This is a genomic window from Streptomyces sp. NPDC026417 (assembly GCF_055567695.1).
Genome location: NZ_JBVHPY010000015.1, coordinates 52,541 through 68,651, shown reverse-complemented (window position 1 = coordinate 68,651; position 16,111 = coordinate 52,541). Strand labels below are relative to the sequence as shown.

General features: G+C 73.5%; 18 protein-coding genes and 1 riboswitch. Of the genes, 12 read left to right on the top strand and 6 right to left on the bottom strand.

All coding sequences use genetic code 11. From position 1 onward, the window contains the following. Positions 1–97: 97 nt before the first annotated feature. A riboswitch (cobalamin riboswitch) is annotated at positions 98–239 on the bottom strand. 137 nt (positions 240–376) lie between these two features. The 3 genes from ACZ4NT_RS23330 to ACZ4NT_RS23320 form a co-directional block, all read right to left on the bottom strand. After that, positions 377–598, bottom strand: coding sequence for a hypothetical protein (locus tag ACZ4NT_RS23330; protein ID WP_121403789.1), 222 nt, complete (start codon positions 596–598; stop codon positions 377–379). A gap of 12 nt (positions 599–610) precedes the next feature. Beyond that, entirely contained in the window at positions 611–1,864 is a 1,254-nt protein-coding gene (locus ACZ4NT_RS23325; protein ID WP_121403790.1) for an inorganic phosphate transporter, read from the bottom strand. Between the two features lie 168 nt (positions 1,865–2,032). After that, the gene (locus tag ACZ4NT_RS23320; protein WP_467727347.1) at positions 2,033–2,773 is read right to left on the bottom strand and encodes a lysozyme; all 741 of its coding nucleotides are present in this window, start codon (positions 2,771–2,773) and stop codon (positions 2,033–2,035) included. Between the two features lie 203 nt (positions 2,774–2,976). Between ACZ4NT_RS23320 and ACZ4NT_RS23315 the strand changes: the two genes are divergently transcribed. From ACZ4NT_RS23315 to ACZ4NT_RS23305, 3 genes are all read left to right on the top strand, one after another. After that, on the top strand, positions 2,977–3,678 hold the full coding sequence (locus ACZ4NT_RS23315; protein ID WP_467727345.1) for a class II aldolase/adducin family protein: 702 nt from the start codon (positions 2,977–2,979) through the stop codon (positions 3,676–3,678). Between the two features lie 697 nt (positions 3,679–4,375). After that, positions 4,376–5,503: an alpha/beta hydrolase family protein gene (locus ACZ4NT_RS23310; protein ID WP_467727343.1), complete on the top strand. Its 1,128-nt coding sequence runs from the start codon at positions 4,376–4,378 to the stop codon at positions 5,501–5,503. 209 nt (positions 5,504–5,712) lie between these two features. Beyond that, a complete protein-coding gene (locus ACZ4NT_RS23305; RefSeq protein WP_467727342.1) occupies positions 5,713–7,113 on the top strand; it encodes a hypothetical protein in 1,401 nt (466 codons plus the stop codon). Positions 7,114–7,119: 6 nt separating this feature from the next. Here the strand turns inward: ACZ4NT_RS23305 and ACZ4NT_RS23300 are convergent, their stop codons facing one another. After that, positions 7,120–7,533: a VOC family protein gene (locus ACZ4NT_RS23300; protein WP_183116887.1), complete on the bottom strand. Its 414-nt coding sequence runs from the start codon at positions 7,531–7,533 to the stop codon at positions 7,120–7,122. Positions 7,534–7,642: 109 nt separating this feature from the next. Continuing rightward, on the bottom strand, positions 7,643–8,533 hold the full coding sequence (ypfJ, locus tag ACZ4NT_RS23295) for a KPN_02809 family neutral zinc metallopeptidase (RefSeq protein WP_121403796.1): 891 nt from the start codon (positions 8,531–8,533) through the stop codon (positions 7,643–7,645). A gap of 191 nt (positions 8,534–8,724) precedes the next feature. On the opposite strand from ypfJ, the gene ACZ4NT_RS23290 reads away from it, so the two are divergent. The 4 genes from ACZ4NT_RS23290 to ACZ4NT_RS23275 all read left to right on the top strand — a co-directional run bounded on the left by ACZ4NT_RS23290 (position 8,725) and on the right by ACZ4NT_RS23275 (position 12,777). After that, a complete protein-coding gene (locus ACZ4NT_RS23290) occupies positions 8,725–9,567 on the top strand; it encodes a PQQ-binding-like beta-propeller repeat protein (protein ID WP_467727339.1) in 843 nt (280 codons plus the stop codon). 91 nt (positions 9,568–9,658) lie between these two features. Continuing rightward, on the top strand, positions 9,659–11,257 hold the full coding sequence (locus tag ACZ4NT_RS23285) for an ABC-F family ATP-binding cassette domain-containing protein (RefSeq protein WP_121403797.1): 1,599 nt from the start codon (positions 9,659–9,661) through the stop codon (positions 11,255–11,257). A 374-nt stretch (positions 11,258–11,631) separates the two neighbouring features. Then, a complete protein-coding gene (locus ACZ4NT_RS23280; RefSeq protein WP_006123601.1) occupies positions 11,632–11,853 on the top strand; it encodes a helix-turn-helix domain-containing protein in 222 nt (73 codons plus the stop codon). Between the two features lie 132 nt (positions 11,854–11,985). Continuing rightward, a complete protein-coding gene (locus tag ACZ4NT_RS23275) occupies positions 11,986–12,777 on the top strand; it encodes an enoyl-CoA hydratase/isomerase family protein (protein WP_467727336.1) in 792 nt (263 codons plus the stop codon). A gap of 63 nt (positions 12,778–12,840) precedes the next feature. Here the strand turns inward: ACZ4NT_RS23275 and ACZ4NT_RS23270 are convergent, their stop codons facing one another. Continuing rightward, positions 12,841–13,584, bottom strand: coding sequence for a nucleopolyhedrovirus P10 family protein (locus ACZ4NT_RS23270; protein WP_467727334.1), 744 nt, complete (start codon positions 13,582–13,584; stop codon positions 12,841–12,843). Between the two features lie 87 nt (positions 13,585–13,671). Between ACZ4NT_RS23270 and ACZ4NT_RS23265 the strand changes: the two genes are divergently transcribed. Genes ACZ4NT_RS23265 through amaP form a run of 5 tightly spaced genes read left to right on the top strand, consistent with a single transcriptional unit; the run spans position 13,672 to position 16,062 of the window. After that, entirely contained in the window at positions 13,672–14,172 is a 501-nt protein-coding gene (locus ACZ4NT_RS23265; protein WP_121403800.1) for an Asp23/Gls24 family envelope stress response protein, read from the top strand. Positions 14,173–14,204: 32 nt separating this feature from the next. After that, positions 14,205–14,390: a hypothetical protein gene (locus ACZ4NT_RS23260; RefSeq protein ID WP_121403801.1), complete on the top strand. Its 186-nt coding sequence runs from the start codon at positions 14,205–14,207 to the stop codon at positions 14,388–14,390. Between the two features lie 54 nt (positions 14,391–14,444). Continuing rightward, positions 14,445–14,777 (top strand): Asp23/Gls24 family envelope stress response protein, encoded by a 333-nt coding sequence (locus ACZ4NT_RS23255; protein ID WP_467727332.1) that lies wholly within the window; start codon positions 14,445–14,447, stop codon positions 14,775–14,777. Continuing rightward, on the top strand, positions 14,774–15,475 hold the full coding sequence (locus ACZ4NT_RS23250; RefSeq protein WP_121403803.1) for a DUF6286 domain-containing protein: 702 nt from the start codon (positions 14,774–14,776) through the stop codon (positions 15,473–15,475). Before ACZ4NT_RS23255 ends, ACZ4NT_RS23250 begins: the two co-directional genes overlap by 4 nt. Before the next feature lie 8 nt (positions 15,476–15,483). Further along, complete coding sequence (amaP, locus tag ACZ4NT_RS23245) at positions 15,484–16,062, top strand: alkaline shock response membrane anchor protein AmaP (protein WP_121403804.1); 579 nt, start codon at positions 15,484–15,486, stop codon at positions 16,060–16,062. The last annotated feature ends 49 nt before the right edge of the window (positions 16,063–16,111 follow it).

Below are 16,111 nucleotides of genomic sequence, written 5' to 3'. Positions count from 1 at the left end.
CGCCGTGGAGTGAAGTAGAACCCTCGTACCCAACAGGACCCGCAACGGGCAGCCGCGCATGGCGATATGTCCTCACTCAGGGTGTCCGCGCCCTGGTTCGAAGAGACCGGCGGTGAGAGTTCCTGGCTCCCGGGGACTTCCTTCCCCGGTCACAGTGGCGGGACCGCGCCGGATTCGCACCGGCTTCCTCTCCTTGCCGCCGTACTTGGCTCCGGCAGTCCACCACGGCCTCAGAACAGCCGTCAACTTGCTGTTGACCTGCGGAGGGAGAGTGTGCGAAGGCCCACACACGCGTGGGGTGCGGGACGGTGATCCGTCCCGCACCCCACGTGAAGTGATGCCGTGTTGTTCGGTGTTTGCCGGTTCTGTCCGACCGTCAGGCGACGATCAGGTAGATCCCGTACGCCACCGCCGCTGCGCAGGCGGCGAAGCAGGCGTACGCGCCGGTGACCGCCAGGGCGGCGGAACCGCCCTGCGCCGTTGCCGACTCGCGCTTGGAGAGGCCGACGATGCCCAGGGTGAAGAGGCCGACGAGGGCCACGGTGACCACGAGGCTGACTCCGAAGACGGAGCCGAGGGCTGCCCAGTCGATGTGCATGCTGTTCGTTCCTTAGACCGTGGCCGGGCGGGTGGGCTCGGTGGAGGGGCCGGGGTCCGGGGCCGGGATGGTGGCCGCCAGAGCGAGGTCGGCCGTGGCGACCGGACCGGCCGGCGGCGGGGTGACCGCGGCGATCGCGGTGGTCACGACGCCCGCGGGCTCGGCGTCGGCCTCGTTCACGTTGTCCATGGTGACCGGCTGGCGGCGGGAGAGCGTCCAGATGACACCCGCGCCGGCGACGAGCAGCACGCCCGTCGCGACGATGCCCCAGGTGCCCTGCTGGGTGAGGAACTCGGCGCCGGCGCCGACGAGGCCGGCGGCCGGCAGGGTCAGGCCCCAGGCGACGAACATCCGGGTCGCGGTCGACCAGCGGACGACTCCGCCCTTGCGGCCGAGGCCCGAGCCCATGACCGCGCCGGAGCAGGACTGGGTGGTGGAGAGCGAGAAGCCCAGGTGCGAGGAGGCCAGGATGACCGTGGCGGCGCTGGTCTGGGCGGCGAAGCCCTGCGGCGGCGCGAGGTCGGTGAGGCCCTTGCCCATGGTGCGGATGATGCGCCAGCCGCCCAGGTAGGTGCCGAGCGCGATGGCCATGCCGGCCGACACGATGACCCAGGTGGGAGGGTTGGAACCCGGCGCGAGCACGCCGCCGGTGACCAGGGCGAGGGTGATGATGCCCATCGTCTTCTGCGCGTCGTTCGTGCCGTGGGCGAGCGAGACCAGGCCAGCCGAGGCGATCTGGCCGGCGCGGTAGCCCTTGGCCGTCGCCTTCTCGTCGGCGCGGTTGCCGATCTTGTACGTCAGGCGGGTCGCCAGCATCGCGGCGAGACCGGCCACGATCGGCGCGGCGACCGCGGGGATGAGGACCTTGGTGACGACGGTCGAGCCGTTCACCGACGACCAGCCGGCCGACATGACCGCGGCGCCGATGAGGCCGCCGAAGAGTGCGTGGGAGGAGCTGGAGGGCAGACCCAGGAGCCAGGTCAGCAGATTCCACAGGATGGCGCCGACGAGCGCCGCGAATATGACCTCGGTGCGGATGCCCTCTTCGTTGATGATGCCGCCGGAGATCGTCTTGGCGACCTCCACCGAGAGGAAGGCGCCGACGAGGTTCAGCGCGGCGGACATCGCCACCGCCGTCTTGGGCTTCAGAGCGCCGGTCGAGATGGTCGTCGCCATCGCGTTGGCAGTGTCGTGGAAACCGTTCGTGAAATCGAACACGAGAGCGGTAACGATCACGATCCCGAGGAGAAGCGTGATGTGTTCCATTTACCCAGGCTTCTGTTGGACGTCAGTGGCAAGTGGAAGGTAGGCAACCAGGGTGAACGGAAGATGAACTGGGGCGGGCGGAGCGGTGACCCGATCGGCGTGCCGCCCTTCCGCTTGTGTGGAAGTGGCGTGCGCGAGGCCGGAACGGAGGCGGAATCCCGGGCTTCGCTAGCCCCTCGCGAACGCCCGCAGACCGCCCGGGGAGCCGTTGAAGAGATTCTGGTCACCCGGCAGCCCGCCGCCGTTGTCGTACTGCCAGAACATCCAGTGGCGCCAGCCGGCCGGCAGCGGGCCCGGGTCCGCCGCGTCGTAGCGCGCGATCCACAGCGGGTGATCGGCGGCGAAGGCCGCGCTGGACCCGGTGCAGTGGTTCCACCAGTGGGTGGTCGTGTAGATCACCGGTCGGCGCCCGGTCTCCCGCCGAACCGTGTCGCTGAACGCCCTGAGCCACGTCACCATCCCGGACGGGCTCAGGCCGTAGCACCGCTGCCCGTACGGGTTGTACTCGATGTCGAGCGCGGGCGGCAGCGTCCGGCCGTCCGCGCGCCAGGCGCCGCCGCTGCGCACGAAGAACGCCGCCTGCTGCGCTCCGGAGGACCTGTCCGGCAGCGCGAAGTGGTAGGCGCCGCGGAGCAGTCCCGCGGCCCGCGAGCCGTTGTACTGGCTGCCGAAGTACGGGTTCCGGTACGTGGTCGACTCCGTCGCCTTCACGTAGACGAACCTGGCGCCCTCGGTCCGCGCGGCCGGCCAGTCGACGTTCTTCTGGTGCGAGGAGACGTCGTGCCCCCGTGGCCGGGCCGCGGCCGAGACCGGCGCCCCGGCGGCCAGGGCCGCGGCGACGGCGAGCGCCGCCACGGACACCGCGACGGCGCGTGCGCGGCGACCGTGCGGCGGGCGAACACGGGCCATGCTTCTCCCGAGCGGCTGCGCACACGACAAATCTCCGAGAGGCTACTGCAATTTCACCGCCGCTTTGACCACTCGTGTCCGGTTCGCGACAGTGCGTGATGCGCGCAGGCCCGCCCGCCTGCTTCCGACGCGGGCCGCGTCGGGCCCCGGACCGCCGCCGCCCGTTGCGCCGCCGAGAGCGCCCCGCCTGGCAGGATCACGCCATGGCTGAGCAGCGGTGGGACACAGCGGACGACCGGTCGGGACGCGACGAGGGGACGGGCGCGGAACTGGGGGAGGCCTGGAGCGAGCTCGTGGCGACGGCCCGACGCACCGTGGCCGACGGCCTGGTGGTCGGCACGTCGGGCAACGTGTCGGTGCGCGTCGGAGACATCGTCCTCGTCACTCCCACGGGGGTGCCTTACGAGAGGCTGACGCCCGCCGACCTCGTCGGTGTCGATCTCGACGGGCGCCGGGTGCGCGGGGCGCTGCGGCCGACGAGCGAGCTGCCGATGCATCTCGCGATCTACCGCACCACCGACGCGCGCGCCGTCGTGCACACCCACGCGGTGCACGCGACGGCCGTCTCGACGCTCGTCCGAGAACTGCCGCTGATCCACTACATGTCCGGCGCGCTCGGCGGACCCGTCCGGGTCGCCCCGTACGCCACGTACGGCACCGAGGATCTGGCCCGGAACATGCTCCACGCCCTCGCCGACCGCTCGGCCTGCCTCCTGCAGAACCACGGCACGGTCGCGTACGGCGCCGATCTCGCCCAGGCCTACGACCGCACCGCCCAGCTGGAGTGGATGTGCCGCGTCTGGCTCACGGCGTCCTCCGTCCCCGGCCGCACCCCCACGCTCCTCACCCCCGCCCAGGCCGCCGAAGCCACCACCCGCCTCTCCCACTACGGCCAACCCCACTGAGCCCCCCCGGGGGGCCACGCCTCACCCGAGGTGCCGAACCGCCCTCCGCCGGGCCGGGGCAGCAGGCGCGGCCCCGGTGCGGCGGGGTCTCCCTCGTCCGCCGCACAGGGCCTGTGCGGCGGGGTCTTCTTTTCCGCCGCAGCGGCGCCTGGCCGAAGCGAACCCACCCGGCGGTGCCGAACCGCCCTCCGGTGGAGGTCCCATCCAGGGCGGCAAACACCCCCCGGCGCGGCGGGGTTTTCCTTTCCGCCGCAGCGGCGCCCGGCCGAGGCGAACCCACCCGGCGGTGCCGAACCGCCCTCCGGCAGAGGTCCCGTCCAGGGCGGCAAACACCCCCCGGCGCGGCGGGGTCTTCTTTTCCGCCGCAGCGGCGCCCGGCCGAGGCGAACCTTCCCGGCGGTGCCGAACCGCCCTCCGGCGGGGCCCCGTGCCGGGACTGTCCGCCCGGGCAGGGCGGCAGGGCAGACCCCGTGCGGCGGGGTCTTGTTTTCCGCCGCAGCGGCGCCCGGCCGAGGCGAACCTTCCCGGCGGTGCCGAACCGCCCCCGGGGCGGACGCTCAGCCCCGAGGAGCGGGAACCTTCCGCCCCGGGGAACGGGACCCTCCGGCCGCGCAGCACGGCACGTGCCCCCGACGGCGACGGGAAACGCCGCCCCCGCCCGCTGGCCGAGAGCGGGCTCCCCCGGGAGACTGGACCGGTGCGCACTGTCAAAGCGACGGCCGCCGCCGTCACCGTTGCCCTCGCCGCCGGCGCGGCCTCCGTCGCCGCCGGCCGGTTCGCCAGCGATGCCGCGCTGAAGGCCCCGCCGGGCCGGCCCCTGCCCTCCGAACCCCGCCTCACCGTGCACTCCACGGCCGCGGGCCAGATCGCCCTCACCCGGGCCTTCGCCTCGCTGCGGCCGGGCACGTACGGGCTCAGCGGCGACGGCTCCCACGCGGTCGTCGGCCCCGTCCTGGACTCCGCCCCGCACCCCGCCGACACGGTCGTACGCCGGCTGGAACGCGTCACCCACGGCTCCCTGGAGCCCGGCGACAAGGTGTGGCTGACCCCGAACATCCACGTGGGCGACCCGGGCGGCGCGCTCGGCCTGGAGCTCGCCGACGTCGACATCCCCGGCGAGCTCGGCGCACTGCCCGCCTGGTTCCTGCCCGGCGCCCGCGAGACATGGGTGATCACCGTCCACGGCCTGGGCACCACCCGCGAACACCCGATGAACGTCATGCCGTTCCTGCAGCGCCAGCTCTTCCCGGTGCTCGACCTCGCCTACCGCGGCGACCTCGGCGCACCCCGGCCGCAGGACGGGCTGAACCACCTCGGCGAGACCGAGTGGCGCGATCTGGACGCCGCGATCCGCTACGCCGTGCGCTACGGGGCCGAACACGTCGTCCTGTACGGCTGGTCGACGGGTGCCACCATGGCCCTGCACGCGGCAGCGCACTCCGCGCTGCGCGACCGCATCTCCGGTCTGATCCTGGACTCGCCGGTGCTCGACTGGGAGACGACGCTGCGCGCCCTGGCCACGGCCCGGCGCACGCCGGCCGCCCTGCTGCCCCTCGCGGTCCGCGCCGCCCAGGGACGCACGAGCCTGCACGGCGACCGCATCCGCGAGGTCGCCGACCCCGATCGGCTCAAGGTCCCGGTCCTGCTGCTGCACGGCCCCGACGACGTCATCGCCCCCTGGGGACCCTCCCGCCGGTTCGCACAGCGCCGGCCCGGCCTGGTCACCCTGCACACCGTCCGGCACGCCCCGCACGGCGCCATGTGGAACGCCGACCCGGCCGACTACGAGGAGGCGCTCCGCCGCTTCCTCACGCCCCTGATGTAGCGCGGCCCGCCGGGGGAGCCCCCTGAGGCAGGCCGCATCCCCCGGCAGGAAAACCGTGCGGCACGGCTCCGCACCCTTCCGTTTGGCCCCGTGCAACAGTCCGCGCACGGGTCCCGCGCACTCCCCGGAGCCCCACGCGGTGACCTCCCCGAAAGCCCGCCGGGGCATTCCGTTTGGGTTTTCGGACTGTCAACCGGAAGACTGCACCTGTGACGTCCCGTAACCCGCGCGACTCCAGGCTCCGACTCGTCCGCCCGCGGCCCCTCGCCGCCGCCCCCCGAGCGGTGAACCAGCGCCGCTCACGCCGCCCCGCACCCCGGCCGCCCGAGGGCACGCCGGCGCCCGCGGAACTCGCCCGTATGGCGCGTGCCGGCCTGGCCGGCGCGGCCCGCGTCGCCCGCTGGGCCGACGCCGCGCTCCATCCCGGACGCGACGGCGCCACCCCCGACGGCAAGGGCACCCTCTCCGAGGCCACCGCGGAACGGGCCGCGGCCGAGCTGGGACTGACCCCGGCTCAGGTCCGGGCCGACTGGGACACCGCACGCCTCGCGGGCCTTGTCGAGGTGCACGGCAACAGCGCGCGCCCCGGCTGGCGCCTGCGTGCCTGGAACCGCGACGACAGCGCCGTTCTGCGCGGCTGGGTCGCCCTCTTCGACGCCTGGTCGCTGGCGTACCCGGAACCGGCGAACCGGGAGCCGGCCGCCGTCGCCGAAGTCGTCTCCGCGATGCCCCAGGTGCTCTCCTTCCTCCAGCTCTCCGCCGGACCCGTCGACGTGGCGCAGCTCCTGGACCTGCTCGAACAGCGCGTCACCGAACTGCGCACCGAGCGCTGCGAGATCCCGTACGGCCCCCGGCCCGAACCGGTGGCGGAGACCGAGATCGCGGACACCCCGCTGGCGCCCCTCCTCGACTGGGCCCTGCACGCGCTCGCCTCCGTGGGAGCGCTCACCTGCGCCGACGGGCAGGCCACGCTCACCCCGCTCGGCAGCTGGGCGGTCTGGGTCAAGCTGGAGCAGATCTGCGTGGCCGCGCAGAGCCCGGCGGGGAACATCGAGCAGTCCGCCGAGGACATGCTCCGCGGCTGCGCCCAGCTGCGCCCCAACGCGGCCCGCGCCGAGTACCGCGCCTGGCTCGCCGCCCGCCCCGTCGGCAGCGCCGTCACCGAGCTCCTCGACGCCGCCCGCGGTGAGGACGCCCTGCTGCGCGGTCTCGCCTTCGAGGCCCTGCGGGTGGTCGGCGCCCCGGCGGAGCCCGACGTCCGCGCCGTCGCCGACGAGACGCCGCTGCGGCCCTACGCCCTGCTGTGGCTCGCCGAGCACGACGGCCACGACCCCGAGGACGCCCACGAGGTGCTCACCCGCGAGGAGGCCACCTGGCTGTGGGTGGACACGGCCGCCGCCGTCGCCGACCACGGTGAAGCCCCGCTCCTGGTACGGCACTTGGAGTCCGCCGTACAGCCCACCGTGCCGGCGCTGCTCGACGAGGTGCGCGCGGTCGGGCACCCCCGCACCGTGCAGGTGCTGGTCGCGCTCGCCGCGGCGCACCCGGACCCCGCGCTCGCCAAGGCCGTCCGCCGGGCAGCCTTCCAGGTGCACACCGGCGGAAGCTGACGGGAGCTACGCCCCGGTCTCCGGCGCGTACGTTCCGAAGCTCCAGATGTTGCCCTCCAGGTCACGGGCCATGTAGTCGCGGGACCCGTAGTCCTGATCGGTCGGGGGCATCAGGATCTCCGCGCCGTGGTCCAGGGCCTGCTGGTGGTGGGCGTCGACGTCGTCCACCACCACGTACACCCCCGCCGGGCCGGCGCCCTTCATGGCCGTGTCGAAGACGCCGCCGCGGCCCTTGGAACCGAGCATCACCGCGCCGTTGCCCTGGACCAGCTCGGCGTGCATCACCGCGCCGTCCTCGCCCTCGTACACCGACAGCTCGGTGAAGCCGAAGGCCTCCGTCAGCTGCCTGATCGCCGCCTTCGCGTCCGCGTACAGCAGGGTCGGGTAGATGCTCGGGCGACCGTCGTCGGTGCCTGCCATGCCGACCACTCCCTCTCGTCTCGGGGCCGTATGTGACCTGTCCCACAGTGTGGCACCGCCCACCGACAACGCCCCGCCGAGCCGCGCCGCCCCCGGCACTCCGGGCGTCTCAGCGGAACGTGTCGCACCGTGCCATGTCGCCGGTGCGGTAGCCCTGCCGGAACCACTGCTGGCGCTGCTCCGCCGAGCCGTGGGTCCACGACTCCGGGCTCACCCGGCCCTGGAACCTCTCCTGGATCCGGTCGTCGCCGACGGCCGCCGCCGCGTCCAGCCCGTCGCGGATGTCCTCGGCGGTCAACCGGGTGATCAGCGGCCGTCCCGTCGACTCGTCCTCGGCGGTGGTCGCGTGGTGCGCCCACACGCCGGCGTAGCAGTCGGCCTGCAGCTCCACCCGTACCGCGTTGCTGTTCGCACCGGTGCGTCCGTCCTGCGACCGTTCCAGCGTGCCCGTCAGGTCCTGCACGTGATGCCCGTACTCGTGGGCCACCACGTACGCCTGCGCGAACGGTCCGCCGCCGGCGCCGAACCGCGTCCGCAGGTCCCCGAAGAAGTCCAGGTCCAGGTAGACCTTGCGGTCGCCGGGGCAGTAGAAGGGCCCGACCGCGGAGGTCGCGGTCCCGCACGCCGTGCCGACCCGCTCGCTGAAGACCATCGTCGGCGCCGAGGTGTACCTGCCGCCGCGGCGCTCGAACTCCTGCTCCCAGTAGTCCTGGACGCTGTTGACGACCGCGACCACGCGGCAGTCCTCCCTGGCGTTCGCGTCCCGTCCCGTGCGGCAGTTCTCGCGGACCTGGGAGAGCGAGGACGCGGTCGCCGTCGGCGTGTCACCGTCCGAGGAGAGCCCCAGCTGGTCCGGCCCCACCCCGAAGAACAGCCCCAGCAGGAGCACGACCAGGCCGGCGACGCCGCCCCCGACGGTCGCCCGGCCACCGGGGATCCGACTCCCGCGCACGTCCTGCACCTCGGACGTGTCCAGGCCGGCGTCGTCGTCGAACTGCATGGGCGCTCCACCCTCTGCGTACGTCGTTCCGTGGCAGCCATCCTTCGACGGCACCCTGTCCACAGCGCCGGACGGACGTCCGAACGGGCGACCCCCGCCCACCCGTCCGCCGTGTCCCGGCGCCGCCCCACCCGGTCCCGCCTACGCTCTGCGCCTGATCCGTGGGCCGGGGCGATCGCAGGGGGACAAGGGTGGTCGTACTGCCGACCGGGCACGCCGGGCCGGATCCGGCGGCCCCGTGCGCGGGGCCCGCCACCGTTCCCGCCCGGGCGACCGAGACGGCCCGTCCCCGGTACCCCGGACGGGTTCCCCGAACCCTCCGCCGCTTCCTACCGGCCGCCCTCGCCCTCCTGCTGGCGGCCCCGCTCCTGGCCGCGGTCCACCGGGTCCGCCCGGCCCCCTACGGGGACCACCTCACCCGCCACGCGCGCGTGGCGGACCCGGCACGGATCCGGCTGCGGACCGGCGGTCACGCCGTCGAGGCCTACGACGCGCGGACCCGCCGCCCCCTCTGGAGCCACACCCGGGACGGGCGGCGTCCGCTGGCCGTGCTCCACGCGCGTGTGCACGCGCTCGCCCTCTGGGACGACGGGCTGGTCACCGACACGATGCCCGGCGGCGGCAGGGTCCGCTGGCACCGGGCCCTGCCCGGGGCCGCCCGCTGGCTCGCCGCGCACGGGGGAGGGGGCGTGCTGGAAACACTCGACCCGGGAGCCCGCATGCTCGCCGTGATCACCCCCGACCGCATCGCCGCCTACCGCACCGCAGACGGCGATCTGCGCTGGACGCTGCCCGCCCGGCCGGGCTGCGCCTTCGCACCCGGGCGGGCCGCCCACCGCGGCGGAACGCTCCTGCTCGCGCAGCCGTGCGGCTCGGACAGCGCCTGGACCGCCCAGATCGTCGCCGTGGACGACCTCGGCCGGGTCACCCCCGCCAGGACGCCGCTGGGCAACGGGCGCCTGGGCGCCGCGCACCCGCACCCGGAGAGCGCCGCGCACCCGCACACAGAAAAAGTGGTTGCACGGTCCCGTTAGACTTGGCCCATGGCCATTCTCCTCGCGCATTAGACGGCGGGAACGTCATCAGCCGTCCAGTCCGTCACCCACCCCGCCCAGGAGTCTGTCCGTGATCTCCGCCTCCGGTATCGAGCTGCGCGCCGGCGCCCGTGTCCTCATCGAGTCCGCCACCTTCCGCATCACCAAGGGCGACCGCATCGGCCTGGTCGGCCGCAACGGCGCGGGCAAGACCACCCTCACCAAGGTCCTCGCGGGACAGGGCGTCCCCGCCGCGGGCACCGTCACCCGCTCCGGCGAGGTCGGCTATCTCCCGCAGGACCCGCGCACCGGCGACCTCGACGTGCTCGCGCGCGACCGGGTCCTCTCCGCCCGCGGCCTGGACACCCTGATCCGCAAGATGCGGGAGAACGAACAGCGCATCGCCAACGGCTCGGGTGCCACCCGCGAGAAGGCCCTGCGGCAGTACGAGCGCCAGGAGACGGAGTTCCTCACCAAGGGCGGGTACTCCGCCGAGGCCGAGGCCGCCACCATCGCCGCCGCGCTGAATCTGCCCGACCGCGTGCTCGGCCAGCCCCTGCACACGCTCTCCGGTGGTCAGCGCCGCCGTATCGAACTGGCCCGCATCCTGTTCTCGGACGCGGACACGCTGCTCCTCGACGAGCCGACGAACCACCTCGACGCCGACTCCATCGTCTGGCTGCGCGACTACCTGAAGACGTACCGCGGCGGCTTCATCGTGATCTCCCACGACGTCGACCTCGTCGAGACCGTCGTCAACAAGGTGTTCTACCTGGACGCCAACCGCGCCCAGATCGACGTCTACAACATGGGCTGGAAGCTCTACCAGCAGCAGCGCGAGGCCGACGAGAAGCGCCGCAAGCGGGAGCGGCAGAACGCCGAGAAGAAGGCGTCCGCGCTGCACTCGCAGGCCGACAAGATGCGCGCCAAGGCGACCAAGACGGTGGCCGCGCAGAACATGGCCCGCCGTGCCGACAAGCTGCTCGCGGGCCTGGAGGCCGAGCGTAAGTCCGACAAGGTCGCCAAGCTCCGCTTCCCGGAGCCGGCGCCCTGCGGCAAGACCCCGCTGATGGCCGAGGGCCTGTCGAAGTCCTACGGATCGCTGGAGATCTTCACCGACGTCGACCTCGCCATCGACAAGGGCTCGCGGGTGGTCATCCTCGGTCTGAACGGTGCCGGCAAGACGACGCTCCTGCGGCTCCTGGGGGGCGCCGAGAAGCCCGACACCGGCCAGGTCATAGAGGGCCACGGCCTCAAGCTCGGCTACTACGCGCAGGAGCACGAGACCCTCGACCCCGAGCGCACGGTCCTGGAGAACATGCGCTCCGCCGCCCCCGACCTCGACCTGGTCGAGGTCCGCAAGACCCTCGGCTCGTTCCTGTTCTCCGGTGACGACGTCGACAAGCCGGCCGGCGTGCTCTCCGGCGGCGAGAAGACCCGTCTTGCGCTGGCCACCCTGGTGGTCTCCTCCGCGAACGTCCTCCTCCTGGACGAGCCGACGAACAACCTCGACCCGGCCAGCCGCGAGGAGATCCTCGGCGCGCTGCGCACGTACAAGGGCGCCGTGGTCCTCGTCACCCACGACGAGGGTGCCGTCGAGGCGCTGCAGCCGGAGCGGATCATCCTGCTCCCGGACGGGGTCGAGGACCTGTGGGGCGCCGACTACGCGGATCTGGTCGCCCTGGCATAACGCCCGGCCCGGGCGCCGGAGGGCGCCGGCCGAGCTTGATCGAATGACTGATCCACAGCGTCTGGATCATTCGGCCGATCCGTGATCCATCATCTGTGTGAGATCTCCTCATACCGAGGTGTGTCCTACATCGATTTCACGGCCGAGCCCCCGGTACCCGGGGGCTCGGCCGTCTCGCGTCGCTGACCTGCTGCTTCGTCGATGAACCCGTTCGGCGGCAGGGAACCGAACGGGCGGAAGCCTGAATTCCACTCGTGGGGACCGGCTCCTGTCGTCAAAACCTTGTCTTACGGACCTTGCCGAATGGGTGGCCATGAAGCCCGGAAGGGGTGATCATGAGAAGTCCAGAGCGCACTTCCCATGAGGAGGCACGGGTGGCCGAGACTCTGAAGAAGGGCAGCCGGGTGACCGGCGCCGCGCGCGACAAGCTCGCGGCAGACCTGAAGAAGAAGTACGACTCCGGTGCGAGCATCCGAGCGCTGGCCGAAGAAACCGGTCGGTCGTATGGGTTCGTGCACCGGATGCTCAGCGAGTCGGGCGTCACGCTCCGCGGACGTGGCGGTGCGACGCGGGGCAAGAAGGCCGCTTCGGCCTGAGGCCGGGCGTCCCCATCGGCTTCGGTGGTGGCCACCCGGTCGGTCGGTTGATCGACCGGGTGGTTACTGTGCAGTCACTTAAGGATGCCGTCGTATGGCATCCTCTGTGACCGCACTCATCGGAGGCTCGCCATGGCTTCGCTCGACCCGGTACTCGACAAGGACGGCGTACGGCTCACCGTCGACGAGGCAGTCGCCACGGTGACGCTGACCAATCCGGCCAAGCGCAACGCCCAGAGTCCTGCGCTGTGGCGGGCGTTGACGCAGGCCGGCAGGTCGCTGCCGGGCACCGTCCGTGTCGTCGTGCTGCGCGCCGAGGGCAAGTCCTTCTCCGCGGGGCTCGACCGACAGGCGTTCACGCCCGAGGGCTTCGACGGCGAGCCGTCGTTCATCGACCTCGCGCGGGGATCCGATGCCGAGCTCGACGCGACCATCGCCGAGTACCAGGAGGCGTTCACCTGGTGGCGGCGCAGCGACCTCGTGTCCATCGCCGCCGTGCAGGGGCACGCCATCGGTGCGGGCTTCCAGCTTGCCCTCGCCTGTGACCTGCGCGTCGTCGCCGACGACGTGCAGTTCGCCATGCGCGAGACCAGCCTGGGACTTGTGCCGGACCTCACGGGGACCCACCCGCTGGTCAGCCTCGTGGGCTACGCCCGCGCGCTCGAGATCTGCGCCACCGGTCGCTTCGTGTCGGCCGAGGAGGCCGAGCGCACCGGTCTCGCCAACCTCTCGGTGCCCGCCGAGCAGCTCGACGCCGCGGTCCAGGACCTGGCCGGCGCACTGCTGGCGGCGCCGCGCGACGCCGTGGTGGAGACCAAGGCACTGCTGCGCGGAGCGCAGGACCGCTCCTACGAGGAGCAGCGCACCGCCGAGCGCGCGGCGCAGGCCCGCCGGCTGCGGGACCTCGCCGGAGTGGGCGACTAGCACCCGTCCGTCCGTCCGGACGGGACGGGCCGTCGTCCCCGGCCCGTCGACGCGGCGAGCGTTTCAGTCCGCCGCCGTGACCAGCACCGCCACCGAAGGGCGGTCGGGCAGGGCCTCCGTCACCGCGGCGCGCACGGCGCGGGCGGTGTCGAGGGCCCGCGCGTCCGCCGTCACCGCGATCTCGACCCGGGCATGGCGCCGCGGCAGGGCGGCGCCCCCGCCCCCGACGTCACCCGTTCGGTCCTCGATGTGCACCGGACGGCCCAGGACGTCCGTCAGCCGGGACACTCCCGGGACGGCGAGCGCGGCGGCCGCGGCCCGGGACTCCTCCTCGCCCCCGGCCGGCTCGGCCGGGGGCCGCCCGTCGTCGGCACGCGCGGAGGGCGGCTCCCCGTCCGCCAGCAGTCCCGTCACCCGCAGGTCCACCTCGGCGACCCGCAGGCCCAGCCGTTCCGTCGCCGCCGCCAGCAGGGCCGCCCGGAGCCGGGCCGCCGTGGTCGGGAGGGGCTCGGCCCCGGGCGCCGTGGGGTCCGCCGAAGCCAGGAACTCCGCGTCCACGCGGAGCGGCCCGGGCGGCAGGGCACTGGGCGGCGCCGGCACGGCGGCCTCGTACTCCCGCTCCGGGTCGGCGAGCGCGATCCGGAGCGAGCCCAGGCGGATGCCTCCGACCGGGAGCGCCGCCCGCCGCAGCACCGACTCGGCCGCCGCCTCCGTGATCCAGGCTCCGTCGCGCGCGCTGCCCAGCGGCAGCAGCCGACCGAGCCGGAGCTGATTCCGTACCGCCTGCGTCCATCGGTCAGCCGTCATTGCTCCAGCCTGCCGCATCCCTGGCGCGAGATGGCGCAACCCCGCTTACCGTGGGTGAAGAAGGACGAACGAAAGGGACAAAGGGCGATGACCGACATGACCGAGCGGAACCGGCCGGACAGCCCCGAGAGCGAGCGGGAGTCCGCAGGCGGCGCGCAGACGCGCAAGACGAGTGTGACCAAGCGGGGCGGCGGGGACCCGGGGGGCCGGGGCCGCACCACCATCGCCGACGGTGTGGTGGAGAAGATCGCCGGGATGGCCGCGCGTGACGTGCTCGGCGTGCACGCCATGGGCAGCGGGATGAGCCGGACCTTCGGTGCCATGCGTGACCGGGTGCCCGGCGGCGGCCAGAAGTCCGTGACACGCGGCGTCAAGGCCGAGGTCGGCGAGGTGCAGACGGCGCTCGACCTGGAGATCGTGGTCGAGTACGGCGTGTCGATCGCGGACGTGGCGCGCGACGTACGGGAGAACGTGGTCGCGGCCGTCGAGCGCATGACCGGGCTTGAGGTCGTCGAGGTCAACATCGCCGTCAGCGACGTGAAACTGCCGGACGAGGAGGACGAGGAGCCGGAGTCACGGCTGCAGTGACCACCGGCCGGCCGGACTGTTGAGGAGCGCACATGAGCTTGGCCGTGATCGGCATGATCGCCGGCATGGCGCTGGGCTTCGCCGGGTACTTCGGCGGGTTCGGAGCCTTTCTCCTGGTGGCGGCCCTGGGGGCCGTCGGATTCGTCGTCGGGAGGTTCCTGGAGGGCGACCTCGACATGAGTGACTTCTTCCGCAGCCGCGACGACCGGCGGCGGTGACGCGTGCCGCCTCAGCCTGACCGGAGTGGTGAGACACGGCAGTCCGTGCGGACCGTGGCGGCGGCCGAACGGGGCGCCACCAGGATCGCCGACCGAGTCGTCGCGAAGATCGCCTCACAGGCGGCCCGGGAAGCGCTCGACGCCCCGACCGCCGACGCCGGACACCCGCACGCCTCGGTCGCCGTGCACCACGGGGCCGCCCGCGTCAGCCTCAGCCTCGAACTCGACTACCCCTCCGACATCGGCGGCCGGTGCCGGGAGGTGCGTCGTCATGTCGCCCAGCGGGTAAAGGAATTGGCGGGACTGGAGGTGCCGGAGGTGGCCGTACACGTGGAGCGGCTGCACCTGGCGCAGGCGCACCGAGCGGCACAGGGGAGGACGCAGTGAGCGAACCCCGGCACGACGAGGACTCCTCCGGCGGCAGCACCCGACGGCTGCCCGTCCTGGAAAAGGGGACCGAGGAGGGCGGGGACGGCGGACTCGGCCAGTCCTCCTCCGCGGCCGCCTACGAACCACTGCCCGCCGTCGACGACGGGGGCGCCCGGGCCGGCCGTTTCTGGTCCGCCCGCCGGGTGCCCGCCGCGATCGTCGCGCTGCTCGTGTTCGCCGGCGCGGGCCTGCTCCTCTACGACGTGGTGGCCGTCCGCGCCGACCGCCCGGCCATGCAGTGGCGCAAGACCCTGGCCCGCGAGCTCGCCGAACGGCCCCTCGACGACACCTGGGTGCTCGTGGGCGCCGGGGTCGCCGCGGCCCTCGGGCTCTGGCTGCTCCTGCTCGCCCTGACCCCGGGGCTGCGCGACGTGCTGCCGATGCGGCGCACCCACGCCGACGTCCGGGCCGGGCTGCACCGGGACGCCGCCGCCATGGTGCTGCGGGACCGGGCCATGGAGGTGGCCGGCGTGCGCTCGGCCAAGGTGCGGGTCAAGCGCCGCAAGGTCGACGTCCGGGCGGTCTGCCACTTCCGTGAACTCGACGACGTACGCGCCGACTTGGACGCCACGCTGACCGACGGGATCCGGGGGCTCGGGCTCGCCCGTCGGCCCTCGCTGTCGGTGCACGTCGGGCGCCCCGGCCGGAAGGGATAGGTGGCACGGTGCTCAGGACCGTCAACCGTGTACTGCTGGGGATCGCCGGGCTGGTGCTCCTCGTCCTCGGCGGTTCCGTGCTCGCCGTCGGGCTGGGGGTCGACCCGCCCTCCTGGTGGATCCACGAGGGGCGGCACGACGTGCTGCTCAGCGCCGCCGACCGGACCCGCTGGCGCGACGAGGGCTGGTGGTGGCCGGCCGTCATCGCCGCGCTGGCCGTCCTGGTGCTGCTGGCCCTGTGGTGGCTGGCGGCGGTGCTGCGGCGCCGCAGGCTCGCCGAGGTGCTCGTCGACACCGGCGACGGCGAGGGCGCGCTGCTGCGCGGGCGCGCCGTCGAGGGAGTACTGGCCGGCGAGGCGGGGGAGCTGGACGGCGTCCAGCGGACGCAGGTGCGGCTGACCGGACGCCGCACCGCCCCGCAGACCCGGGTGCAGCTCGTCCTGGAGCCGTACGCGGATCCCGGGAACACGCTGAACCTGCTGACGACGGAGGCACTCGCGCACGCCCGCGACTCGGCGGGCCTGGCCGCGCTGCCCTCGGAGGTGCGCCTCCGCGCGGCCAAGCACCGGGCCGAACGCGTCACGTGAGCGCGCGCCCCGCCGCACCCCGGCGGGCGCCGTCACGAGCCCCGGTCAG